The 11,834-nt window shown below is 64.6% G+C and carries 7 protein-coding genes; 3 read left to right on the top strand and 4 right to left on the bottom strand.

Annotation, left to right across the window (positions count from 1 at the left end; translation table 11 throughout):
- Window positions 1–34: 34 nt before the first annotated feature.
- The 4 genes from ACE039_RS13720 to ACE039_RS13735 all read right to left on the bottom strand — a co-directional run bounded on the left by ACE039_RS13720 (window position 35) and on the right by ACE039_RS13735 (window position 9,145).
- The gene (locus ACE039_RS13720) at window positions 35–757 is read right to left on the bottom strand and encodes a histone H1-like DNA-binding protein (protein ID WP_313458161.1); all 723 of its coding nucleotides are present in this window, start codon (window positions 755–757) and stop codon (window positions 35–37) included.
- 427 nt (window positions 758–1,184) lie between these two features.
- Window positions 1,185–2,384: a ribonucleotide-diphosphate reductase subunit beta gene (locus ACE039_RS13725; protein ID WP_105559328.1), complete on the bottom strand. Its 1,200-nt coding sequence runs from the start codon at window positions 2,382–2,384 to the stop codon at window positions 1,185–1,187.
- 21 nt (window positions 2,385–2,405) lie between these two features.
- Window positions 2,406–5,336 carry a ribonucleoside-diphosphate reductase subunit alpha gene (locus ACE039_RS13730; protein WP_313458159.1) on the bottom strand — a complete coding sequence of 977 codons (2,931 nt, stop codon included), beginning with the start codon at window positions 5,334–5,336 and terminating at the stop codon, window positions 2,406–2,408.
- 302 nt (window positions 5,337–5,638) lie between these two features.
- A complete protein-coding gene (locus ACE039_RS13735) occupies window positions 5,639–9,145 on the bottom strand; it encodes an indolepyruvate ferredoxin oxidoreductase family protein (RefSeq protein WP_485811762.1) in 3,507 nt (1,168 codons plus the stop codon).
- Window positions 9,146–9,275: 130 nt separating this feature from the next.
- On the opposite strand from ACE039_RS13735, the gene ACE039_RS13740 reads away from it, so the two are divergent.
- The 3 genes from ACE039_RS13740 to ACE039_RS13750 all read left to right on the top strand — a co-directional run bounded on the left by ACE039_RS13740 (window position 9,276) and on the right by ACE039_RS13750 (window position 11,809).
- Entirely contained in the window at window positions 9,276–9,725 is a 450-nt protein-coding gene (locus ACE039_RS13740) for an Lrp/AsnC family transcriptional regulator (protein ID WP_105559325.1), read from the top strand.
- A gap of 264 nt (window positions 9,726–9,989) precedes the next feature.
- Entirely contained in the window at window positions 9,990–10,496 is a 507-nt protein-coding gene (locus tag ACE039_RS13745) for a hypothetical protein (protein WP_448709942.1), read from the top strand.
- A gap of 113 nt (window positions 10,497–10,609) precedes the next feature.
- The gene (locus ACE039_RS13750) at window positions 10,610–11,809 is read left to right on the top strand and encodes an MFS transporter (RefSeq protein WP_448709941.1); all 1,200 of its coding nucleotides are present in this window, start codon (window positions 10,610–10,612) and stop codon (window positions 11,807–11,809) included.
- Window positions 11,810–11,834 lie beyond the last annotated feature (25 nt).

Below are 11,834 nucleotides of genomic sequence, written 5' to 3' on the forward strand. Positions count from 1 at the left end.
GGCTCTGGTGAAGCCAGGGCTTCAACCGTCCTGATTACGGACGGCCACCCGTCGGGAACGGCCACGACGCGGCGGGGTTCAGCGCGGTCTTCGCGCCCGGGGCAGCAGCCGTCGACGACGGAGGCGTTGCGGGCTTCTTCGGAGCGGCTTTCTTTGCAGCAGGCTTCTTGGCAGCGGCGGGCTTGGCAGCAGCAGCCGGCTTGGCGGCAGCAGGAGCCTTCTTCGCAGCAGGAGCCTTCTTGGCAGCGGGGGCCTTCTTGGCTACGGCCTTCTTGGCAACAGCCTTCTTGGCGGCAGGCGCCTTTTTGGCAGCGGCCTTTTTGGCGGGGGCCTTCTTGGCTACCGCTTTCTTGGCAACGGCCTTCTTGGCGGGGGCCTTCTTGGCTACCGCTTTCTTGGCAACGGCCTTTTTGGCGACGGCCTTCTTGGCTACCGCTTTCTTGGCGACGGCCTTTTTGGCGACGGCCTTCTTGGCAACCGCCTTCTTGGCGACAACCTTCTTGGCTACCGCTTTCTTGGCGACGGCCTTCTTAGCGACGGCCTTCTTGGCTACCGCTTTCTTGGCGACGACCTTCTTGGCTGCCGGCTTCTTGGCGGCAACCTTCTTCACTGCCGGCTTCTTGGCGGCGGCGACTTTCTTGACAGCTACCTTCTTGACAGCGGCTTTCTTGGCCGGTGCGGCCTTCTTAGCGACTGCCTTCTTGGCGGCGGGCTTCTTCACCGCTGCTTTCTTTACGGCTTTCTTGGCTGTTGCCATGGTCATGCTCCTTAGGTTCAGGGGTCCCAGAACTTAAACCCGTGCCCCGACTCGCCAACAAGGCGAACCGTGCCCGGGCTATTCATCGGCGCATGCCGCTGTTCTGTGCGAGCAACAGCTACTACGGTTTGCGCTAATGAATTCGGCACAGCCATTTGATATGGCCCCCGCTCCTTTGGCGCGAGCCATTTCAAATGGCGCCGATCGGCTGCCTGATCACAGGCTGGCCGACCGCTTGTTCTACGTGTTCGAAATGTCCCCTTGCCGCGCCTTCGGCTCGCTGCCCCCCCAAGGGGGTGCATGTTGCGTTGAGGCGGCTCGGCGACAAAACACCCTGACCGGGGAGAGCGCCATCAAGCCTGTCGCGAACGCGACGCTCCGAAGACATCTGGAGCGTGCCCGCGCCGGGCCTGATGACGAACTACTTTTACTCCCAGCTCAGCGTGCCACCGGTTTGGTATTCGATCACGCGAGTTTCAAAAAAGTTGCGTTCCTTTTTAAGATCGATCATTTCCGCCATCCAGGGGAAGGGATTTTCTTCCTGCGGGTACAGCGGTTCGATACCGATTTGCTGGCAACGACGGTTGGCGATGAAGCGCAGGTAGGATTTGAACATAGGTGCGTTCAAGCCCAACACGCCGCGCGGCATCGTGTCTTCGGCGTAAGCGTATTCGAGTTCGACCGCTTTGCGGAAGAGTTCTCGAATTTCTTCGCGGAATTCCGGCGTCCACAGATGCGGATTTTCCAGTTTGACGGTGTTGATCAGGTCGATGCCGAAGTTGCAGTGCATGGATTCATCGCGAAGGATGTACATGTACTGTTCGGCGGCGCCGGTCATCTTGTTCTGGCGGCCAAGCGCCAGGATCTGCGTGAAGCCCACGTAGAAGAACAGGCCTTCCATCAGGCATGCGAAGACGATCAGGGACTTCAACAGCGTCTGGTCGGCTTCGGGCGTGCCCGTCTTGAAGTGGGGGTCCGCGATCGCGTCGATGAACGGGATCAGGAACTCGTCTTTGGCGCGGATGGACGGAACTTCGTTGTAAGCGTTGAAGATCTCGGCTTCGTCCAGGTCCAGGCTTTCGACGATGTATTGATAGGCGTGCGTGTGGATCGCTTCTTCGAATGCCTGGCGCAGCAGGAACTGGCGGCATTCAGGCGCCGTGATGTGGCGATAGGTGCCCAGCACGATGTTGTTCGCGGCCAGCGAGTCGGCCGTGACGAAGAAACCCAGGTTGCGCTTGACGATGCGGCGCTCGTCCTCGGTGAGCCCGTTCGGGTTCTTCCAGAGGGCGATGTCGCGCGACATGTTGATCTCTTGCGGCATCCAGTGATTGGCGCAAGTGGCCAGATACTTTTCCCACGCCCACTTGTACTTGAAAGGCACAAGCTGGTTGACGTCGGTTTCGCCGTTGATGATGCGCTTGTCAGCAACCTTTACACGTTGCGAGGTGGCGGCGCCGCTCGTGGCGAGGCCGGCCGCGTGTTCAGGCGCGGCGGGCGTCGGCATGGCGGTGTCGCCGAATACACCGGTCGCCGCCCGGACTTCGGGCGCAGCCTGCCCACCGCCCGCGGGGGCGGGGGTCTTTGCAGGTTGCGTGGCGAGGGTGTCGTCTTCCCAATTAATCATGATTCAATTCTCCGGAGGCGGTTATTGGCAGGCTTCGCACTCTTCGAAGCCGGGGTCGCCCGGCCGCATGGTGCAAACCGCCCCGAGAACTTCGGGTTCCGGCAAAACAGGTGCGGTGCCCACGGCCGCAGCCGTGGATTGGCCACCGGCAGTGACGGCGTTCAGTTCGCCGCCGCGGCCCGTGGATTTCTCGGCGCTGGTGGCGCCCAAGGTGCGCAGGTAGTACGTCGTCTTCAGACCACGCAGCCATGCCAGCTTGTAGGTGTCATCCAGCTTCTTGCCCGATGCGCCCGACATGTAGATGTTCAGCGACTGGGCTTGATCGATCCACTTCTGACGGCGCGACGCGCATTCCACCAGCCAGCTCGGTTCGACTTCGAACGCGGTGGCGTAGAGTTCGCGGAGTTCGGAAGGTACGCGATCGATGCGGGACAGGCTGCCGTCGAAGTACTTGAGGTCGGCGACCATGACTTCGTCCCAGAGACCGAGTTTCTTCAGGTCACGCACGAGGTAATCGTTAACGACCGTGAACTCGCCGGAGAGATTCGATTTGACGTACAAGTTCTGGAAAGTAGGTTCGATGCACGCAGATACACCAATGATATTGGAAATAGTCGCGGTTGGGGCAATTGCAACGCAATTGGAGTTGCGCATGCCGTGCTGTTTGATGCGCGCGCGCAACGTATCCCAATCGAGCGAGCTCGATTCATCGACTTCAACATGGCCGCCGCGTTCATCGCGCAGCATCTTCAGCGTGTCTTGCGGCAAGATGCCACGCGACCACAACGAACCTTCATACGACTGATAGCGGCCGCGTTCTTCGGCAAGCAGGCTCGATGCGAAGTAGGCGTGATAGCACACCGCTTCCATCGAACGATCGGCGAATTCAACAGCGGCTTGCGATGCGTACGGCACGCGCATCATCTGCAGGCAATCCTGGAAGCCCATGATGCCCATGCCCACCGGGCGATGGCGCGCGTTGGAATTGCGGGCCTTCTCGACGGCGTAGTAGTTGATGTCGATGACGTTGTCGAGCATGCGCATCGCGATGCTGACGGTGCGCTTGATCTTGTCGTGGTCCAATTCGAAACCGCCGCCGGCTGCCGGCTTCATGTGCGCGACCAGGTTCACGGAACCCAGGTTGCACACCGCGATTTCGGATTCGTTCGTGTTCAGCGTGATCTCGGTGCACAGGTTCGAGCTGTGGACGACGCCCACGTGCTGCTGCGGCGAACGGATGTTGCACGGATCCTTGAACGTGATCCACGGGTGGCCGGTTTCGAACAGCATCGACAGCATCTTGCGCCACAGCGTCAGCGCCGGCATCTTCTTGTAGAGCTTGAGCTCGCCGCTGGCGACGCGCTTCTCGTAGCCGATGTAGGCTTCTTCGAATTCGCGGCCAACCTTGTCGTGCAGGTCAGGGCAGTCGGACGGCGAGAACAGCGTCCATTCGCCGGCTTCCATGACGCGCTTCATGAACAGGTCGGGAATCCAGTTCGCCGTGTTCATGTCGTGCGTGCGGCGGCGTTCGTCGCCGGTGTTCTTGCGCAGTTCCAGGAATTCTTCGATGTCCAGGTGCCACGATTCCAGGTACGTGCAGACCGCACCCTTGCGCTTGCCGCCCTGGTTCACCGCGACGGCGGTGTCGTTGACGACCTTCAGGAACGGGACGACGCCCTGGCTTTCGCCGTTGGTGCCCTTGATGTGGCTGCGCAGCGCGCGGACCGGGGTCCAGTCGTTGCCCAGGCCGCCGGCGTATTTGGCCAGCAGCGCGTTTTCCTTGATGGCGTCGTAGATGCCTTCCAGATCGTCGGAGACGGTGGTCAGGTAGCACGACGACAGTTGCGAGTGCAGCGTGCCCGAGTTGAACAGCGTCGGCGTCGAGCTCATGAAGTCGAACGAGGACAGGATCTCGTAGAACTCGATGGCGCGCGTTTCGCGGTCGGCCTCGCGCAGCGCCAGGCCCATGGCCACGCGCATGAAGAACACCTGCGGCAGTTCGATGCGGGTGCCGCGGATGTGCAGGAAGTAGCGGTCGTACAGCGTCTGCAGGCCGAGGTAGCCGAATTGCAGGTCGCGCTTGGCGTTCAGGGCCTTGCCCAGGCGGGTCAGGTCATAGCTGGCCAGTTCGGGCGACAGCAGGCCGCCTTCGATACCGCGGGCGATGAACGTGGGGAAGTATTCGGCGTAACGCGCGCCCATGCCGTCTTGCGACACTTCTTCGCCCAGCACTTCCTTGCGGATCGTGTGCAGCAGCAGACGGGCGGTGACCTGGCTGTAGGCCGGGTCCTTTTCGACCAGCGCGCGTGCGGACAGGATGGCGGACTTGAACACTTCGTCGACGGGGATGCCGTCGTACAGGTTCTTGACCGTTTCCTTCAGGATGGTTTCGCTATCGATGAATTCGTCCAGGCCTTCGCCGGCGGCGACGATGGTCGCGCGCAGTTCAGCCAGATCCAGCGGGCGGCGCACGCCGGCATCGGTCACGTTCAGCACGTGTTCCTGCGGGGCGGCGGCGGCCTTGTCCTGACCTTCGGCGGCAGCGGCGGCGGCGCGCTCTTGCGTGCGCTTCTCGCGGTACAGCACGTAGGCGCGGGCGACGTCGTGCTGGCCGGAGCGCATCAAGGCCAGTTCGACCTGGTCCTGGATGTCTTCAATATGGAAGGTGCCGCCGTTGGGGCGGTTGCGCACCAGGGCGTTCACGGCCTGGCTGGCCAGGTTCTCGACCAGTTCGCGCACGCGCGCGGACGCCGCACCCTGGCCGCCGTTCACGGCCAGGAAGGCCTTGGTCATGGCGATGGCGATCTTGCTGGGTTCAAACCCGACCACCGAGCCATTGCGGCGAATGATGTTGTAGCTGGCCCATTGCCCGCCATTGGCGTCGGCAGGGGAATCGGTTTGTGAGGGCGGCACGGCCGAAGGCCGGGTCACAGAGGCGATCGTAGTCTGCATGGAAGCTCCTGTGCGAAAACGCGTAGATAGCGACATGACGACGGTCATGTCCGGTACGAATGTGGATCTTTTGAGGGGGTCGGAACGCTTGGACGGGCTAGTCCAAAAGGCGTGGCCGACGAGAATCAGCGCTTAGGCGACCACAACATGTAGTGTAGCACCCCTCGTTGGACACTAATTCTAGTGATCGAGAACTACAGGGACAAGAAGAAGATATGACGAAGCTCACAAAAGATTGTTACTAAATGCACTGGGCGCGCCCAGTAAGGCGCGCCCAGGACCGGACCGCTAAGAGCGAATGTTTATGCGGTTTTCCGCAGGGGCATGTCGCGCGGGGCCGGTGCCATATAGCTCTGCATCAATCGACCCAATTCCGTCCGATACTTCTCGACGTTCGAAGCCTTCACGTGGCCGTAGCCGCGGATGGTTTCTGCAAGGCCGGCGATTGTAGCCGCTTGCGCGAGCTTGTCCCGCGTCAACCCTACAAGAAGCTGGTCTATGGTCTGGCGGTATTCGCCGATCAGCGCGCGTTCCATCTTGCGCTCGGCGGTGCGGCCGAAGGGGTCGAACCAGGTGCCGCGCAGGCCCTTCATGCGGGTCAGCAATTTCAGTGCGGTCATGGTGCGCGGGCCGAGCGTCATCTTGCGCGGCACGCCGGTGCGCGGGTCCTTGCGCGCGAAGATCGGCGGCGCCATGTGGAAGCGCAGGCTGTAGTCGCCTTCGAACTGGCCCTTCAATTGCGCCTGGAACGCGTCATCCGTGTACAGGCGCGCCACTTCGTACTCGTCCTTGTAGGCCATGAGCTTGAACAGGCCGCGGGCCACCGCCAGTGCCAGACGCGGGGTCTTGGCGTCGGGCGCCAGTTCGCGTTCGCGGGCCGCGACGGCCTCGACCACGTCCTGGTATTCGCGGGCATAGCCGGCGTCCTGATAGGCGGTCAGGTCCGCGATGCGGCGCGCGACGGCCCGTTCAAAGGTCTCGGGCACGTGAAGCTGCACCACCTGGGCACGCGGGCGCAGGGCGCTATCCAGCGCGTCGGGCTGGTGCGCGGCCAGGCGGCCGCTGTCGAACGCGGCGCGGTTGGCCGCGACCGCCACGCCGTTGAGCTCGATGGCCCGATGGATGGCGGCCTGCGACAACGGCACGCCGCCGCGCTGCCACGCATAGCCCAGCATGAACATGTTGGACAGGATGCTGTCGCCGAACAGGGCCAGCGCGGCTTCGTGCGCGTCGATGGCGGCGGTATTGGACTCGCCCGCGGCGTGGCGGATCTTGGCCAGCAGCGCTTCGGGGCGCATGGCGGCATCGGGGTTGCGGGTGAAGTCCGAGACCGGCGCCACATAGGTGTTGACGGTGACTTGCGTGTGTCCGCGGCGCAGCGCGCCCAGCGAATCCGGCGCCACCGAGGCCACCGGGTCGCACAGGATGGCGGCATCGGCCTGCTGCCAGTCCAGGCGCACCGGGCCCGCCGGCGCGCCAGCAGGCGCCAGGCGGATGTGGCTGACGACCGTGCCGCCCTTCTGCGCCAGGCCGGTCAGGTCCAGCACCGCAGCCGACAGGCCTTCCAGGTGCGCGGCCATCGAGACGATGGCGCCGATGGTGATGACGCCGGTGCCGCCCATGCCCGCGACCAGCAACCGGTAGGGACGGTCAAGCGTGGGCGTGGCCGGCAGCGGCAGTTGCCCGATCAGTTGTTGCAGGCGTTCCAGGTCGGTCTTGGGCGCCGCGCTCTTCCTGGGCTTGCCGCCCATGACCGACACGAAGCTGGGGCAGAAGCCCTCCGCGCAGGAGTAGTCCTTGTTGCAGCTGGACTGGTCGATGGCGCGCTTGCGGCCATACGGCGTTTCCAGCGGCACGACCGACAGGCAGTTCGACTGCACGCCGCAATCGCCGCAGCCCTCGCACACGGCGCTGTTGATCAGCATGCGGCGCGCGGGGTCGGGGAATTGGTTCTTCTTGCGGCGGCGGCGCTTTTCGGCGGCGCAGGTCTGGTCGTGGATCAGCACGGTCACGCCGGGGATCTCGCGCAGTTCGCGTTGCAGCGCATCCAGCTCGCGGCGGTGGTGCACCACGATGTTCGGCCCCAGGTCCACGCCCTGGTACTTTTCGGGTTCGTCGCTGGTGACGACGATGCGGGCCACGTTTTCACCGCGCAGTTGCTGGCAGATCTGCGGCACCGAGATCGGGCCGTCCACCGGTTGTCCGCCCGTCATCGCGACGGCGTCGTTGAACAGGATCTTGTAGGTGATGTTGGCCCCGGCGGCCACGGCCTGGCGGATCGCCAGATAGCCCGAGTGGTAGTAGGTGCCTTCCCCCATGTTCTGGAAGATGTGCGGCATCTTGGTGTAGCGGGACAGGCCGATCCAGTCGACGCCTTCACCGCCCATCTGCGTCAGGCCGCCGGTGTCGCGGTCCATCCATGCCGCCATGTAGTGGCAGCCTACGCCCGACAGCGCCTGGCTGCCTTCCGGCACTTTGGTCGACGTGCTGTGCGGACAGCCCGAACAGAAGTAGGGGCGGCGGCGCATGCCGTCGGCGTCGTTGGACAGCGCGGCCTGGCATTCGAACGCCGCCAGGTCCGCGGCGAGCGGCACGCCGGCCGTGCGGGTCAGCCAGCCCGCCAACGGCTGCGCCAGCAGCGATGGGCGCAACTGGCCGGCCGACGGCACCAGGGTTTCGCCGTCGAAGCCCTTCTTGCCGATGACGGAGGGGCGGTCGGGACGATTGAACAGCAGGTCTTTGATCTGGCTTTCGACCACCGCGCCTTTTTCCTCGATCACCAGGATGTGCGACAGGCCGCGCGCGAACGCCAGCAGCCGCTCGCCGTCCAGCGGCCAGGTCAGGCCGGGTTTGTAGATGCGCACGGGCGCATTGGCGGTGACGGTGTCCACGCCCAGGCGTGACAGCGCTTCCATCGTGTCCAGATGCGCCTTGCCGACGGTCACGATCCCTACCGTGGCCTTCGGGGCGGGACAGGTCAGGCGGTCGATGCTGTGGCGGCGCGCGAACGCGGCCACGGCCTTCATGCGCAGGTTCATGCGCGTTTCGACGGCCAGCGACAGGAAGTCGCGCGCCGAATACTCCAGCGATTCGGGCGGCATGTCGGGATCGGCGGGCATGTCGTAGGCATGCACCGCAGCGGGCGTGAACGAATGGCCGCTTTCGATGGTCTCGGACACGGCCTTGAACGCGACCCAGGTGCCGGAATAACGCGACAACGCCCAGCCCCACAGCGCGAAGGTCTCGTATTCGTCGATGGACGTGGGATGCACGATGGGCATCTGCCAGCCGATCAGCGAGGCTTCGCTGGCGTGCGGAATCGACGACGAGACAGCAGTATGGTCGTCACCCACTACCACCAGCACGCCGCCGTGGCGCGATGCGCCCGCCGCGTTGCCGTGATGCAGGGCGTCGCCCGCGCGGTCCACGCCCGGGCCCTTGCCGTACCACATGGCGAAGACGCCATCGACATTGCGGTCGGCGCGCACGCCGGCTTGCTGTGTCCCCATGACGGCGGTGGCCGCCATGTCTTCGTTGATGCCGGGCAGGAAAGAGATCTTGGCGGCGTCCAGCGCCTGCTTCGACTTCCACATCGCCATGTCGACGCCGCCCAGCGGCGACCCGCGGTAGCCCGACACGAAACCGGCCGTGTTCAGGCCACGCGCGCGGTCGACGCGCGCCTGCGTGAGCATGATGCGCACGAGGGCCTGCGTTCCCGTCAGGAAGATGCGGCCGGACTCCCGGGTCAGGTTGTCGGCAAGCTGGTAGTCAAGGTCCAGCTGGGGTTCGGGGGCGGGCGTGCCGTCCATAATGAATGCTCCTGGTATTTCGCACCATGATAGGTTCGCGGAGCATTCGATTTATTGCGTTTTCGGATCGTGCTATCCCTATAATACGCAATGAACATTTCGTGTTCGATAAAAACCAGGAGACAAAGTGATGGACAAGACCGATATCGGCATCCTCAAGGCCTTACAGGAGGACGGCCGGGCTTCGGCGCAGCAGTTGTCGGAGAAGGTGGGGCTGTCGGCCGCGCCCGTGTGGCGGCGGGTGAAGGCCATGGAAGCCAGCGGCGTCATCCAGGGCTATAGCGCGCAGGTGGACCGCAGCAAGGTGGGGCTGGGCTGCATGTTCGCGCAGATCAGCCTGGAGCGGCATTCCGCCAGCACGGTCGAGAACTTCGAGCGCTCGGTGCGCGATGCCCCCGAAATCCTGGAGTGCTATGCGGTCACGGGCGATTCGGATTTCCTGTTGAAGATCCTGGTGGAAAGCCCCGAGGCCTACGACCGTTTCCTGCATCGCTTCCTGTTCAACATGCCGGGTATCCGCCAGACGCGCACCATCGTGGCGCTGCGCGAGATCAAGCACGAACAGCGCCTGCCGCTGTGAAAGCGCATCGCGCCTTCTATATATAGAGGGCGCGATATTCGTCCTAGGCAGTGTGCCCGCCGCGGTGTCGTTTGAAACCAACGCATTCGTGCGGTTTCCGGGGCTAAAGCCCGGCCTTTCAAGGCCGGACTGTTGCGCAATTGCACTCCGCGCGGATCGTCGTTGATTCTTGCCTGGCGGCTCTTTAGAGTGCGTGATGTTTGCTGCGCGAAGGGCGTGCCGGTGTGATCGGCGCGACGCGTCGACAGACGTGTTGAGGAAGACATGAGCAGTGTGTATTTGCGTTCGGCCGGCATCGCCTGCGCCGTTCTTGTCCTGGCCGGTTGCGTGGCCAGGAAGCCCGCCGTCATCACCGAGGCCCAGCCCGCCGAGCCGCCCAAACCGGTGGCTTGCGTACCCGCCCAAAGCGGTGATCCGATGATCGGCACGTGGTTGTCGAACACCAAGCCCCGCGACGTCAGCGGCGACTTGCAATCGCTGATCGTGTTGTCCGCCGATGGCACGATGGCCTACGAAACCCTGCTGAAGATCGGCCGCAAGGCGCGGCCCGCGCTACGCGAGACCGGGTGCTGGACGGTGGCCGATGGCGTCTACACGATGCGGACCACGAAATCCGCCGGTGAGCTGGTGGACGCCAATGATCCGATCTACCTGAACCGCTACCGCGTTGAAAAAGTCGAGAAGGCCAAACTGACGCTGCGCGAATTGAAGCGCGGCGGCCAGCTCGTCACCGCGCGCCGCATGCCCGCGGGCTACCGCCTGCCTTATTGATCGTTGCGCCGTGACCGTTGCGCCGGGCGGACACTCCGCCCGGTCGCTTCGCCAAGACGGCTGGGCTGCGGTAAGGTGCGGGCTTCGACTTTCGCCTCGCCGTCCCGCCCTCCATGCCCGCCATGTCCTCCGAAGCGCGCGCCATCGCGCTGCTTGCCCTGGCCGCTTTCGTCAGCGCCAGCGCTTTCCGCATCTGTGATCCCATGCTGCCGCAGCTGGCGGCGGAATTCGGCACCACCACCGGGCAGGCGGCGCGTGCCGTGACGGCGTTCGCGGTGGCCTACGGCGTGCTGCAGATGTTCTTCGGCCCGGTGGGCGACCGCTACGGCAAGTACCGCGTCGTCAGCGTGGCGACCGTGGCTTGCGCGCTGGGCAGCGCGGGCGCCGTCATGGCCGAATCCCTGGATGTGCTGGTCCTTTGCCGCGCGCTGTCGGGCGCGGCGGGGGCGGGGATCGTGCCGCTGTCCATGGCCTGGATCGGCGACAACGTGCCGTACGAGCGCCGGCAGGCGACGCTGGCGCGCTTTCTGACCGGCACCATCCTGGGCATGTCGGCCGGGCAACTGGCCGGCGGCCTGTTCGCGGACACGATTGGCTGGCGCTGGGCTTTTGCCGCCCTGGTCGTCGGATATCTGGCCGTTGGCGTACTGCTGCATCTGGAAGTGCGGCGCCAGCAGGTGTCCGGCTTCGGCCGGGTGGAGGCGGGGGCGGTCAAGCAGGGGTTCGTGGCGCAGGCGCGGCTGGTGCTGGGCACGCCGTGGGCCCGCATCGTGCTGGCGACGGTCTTCGCGGAAGGCCTGTTGGTGTTCGGGGCGCTGGCGTTCGCGCCGTCGTATCTGCATGAACGCTTCAATATTTCGCTGACCGCGGCGGGGGCGCTCGTGGCGGTGTACGCCGTGGGCGGCCTGATCTATACCGTGGTGGCCGGCCGCATCCTCAAGCGCCTGGGCGAACGCGGCCTGGCGGTCGCTGGCGGCCTGGTGCTAAGCGTCGCCTTCCTGTCTTACCTGCTGGGCCCCGTGTGGATGTGGAGCCTGCTTGCCAGCGTATTGGCCGGCTTCGGCTACTACCTGCTGCACGCCACGCTGCAGACCAATGCGACGCAGATGGTGCCGTCCGCGCGCGGCACCGCCGTGGCCTGGTTCGCTTCCTGCCTGTTCATGGGGCAGGCGGCGGGCGTGGCCCTGGCGGGCGCGGTGGTGGACCAGATCGGCGCGGCCGCATTGTTCGGCGGGTCCGCCGTGCTGCTGCCATTGCTGGGCGCCTTCTTCGCGCGGGCCTTGAAGTCGCGGGCAGCGATTCAACAGGCCTGAAACGACGCGGGGGGGGGGGGCATCC

The organism is Achromobacter maghribensis, from assembly GCF_057334215.1.

Excerpts from the sequence above, each read along its gene's own strand:
- ACE039_RS13720 (WP_313458161.1), bottom strand. The coding sequence starts at position 757 with ATGGCAACAGCCAAGAAAGCCGTAAAGAAAGCAGCGGTGAAGAAGCCC.
- ACE039_RS13725 (WP_105559328.1), bottom strand. The coding sequence starts at position 2,384 with ATGATTAATTGGGAAGACGACACCCTCGCCACGCAACCTGCAAAGACC.
- ACE039_RS13730 (WP_313458159.1), bottom strand. The coding sequence starts at position 5,336 with ATGCAGACTACGATCGCCTCTGTGACCCGGCCTTCGGCCGTGCCGCCC.
- ACE039_RS13735 (WP_485811762.1), bottom strand. The coding sequence starts at position 9,145 with ATGGACGGCACGCCCGCCCCCGAACCCCAGCTGGACCTTGACTACCAG.
- ACE039_RS13740 (WP_105559325.1), top strand. The coding sequence starts at position 9,276 with ATGGACAAGACCGATATCGGCATCCTCAAGGCCTTACAGGAGGACGGC.
- ACE039_RS13745 (WP_448709942.1), top strand. The coding sequence starts at position 9,990 with ATGAGCAGTGTGTATTTGCGTTCGGCCGGCATCGCCTGCGCCGTTCTT.
- ACE039_RS13750 (WP_448709941.1), top strand. The coding sequence starts at position 10,610 with ATGCCCGCCATGTCCTCCGAAGCGCGCGCCATCGCGCTGCTTGCCCTG.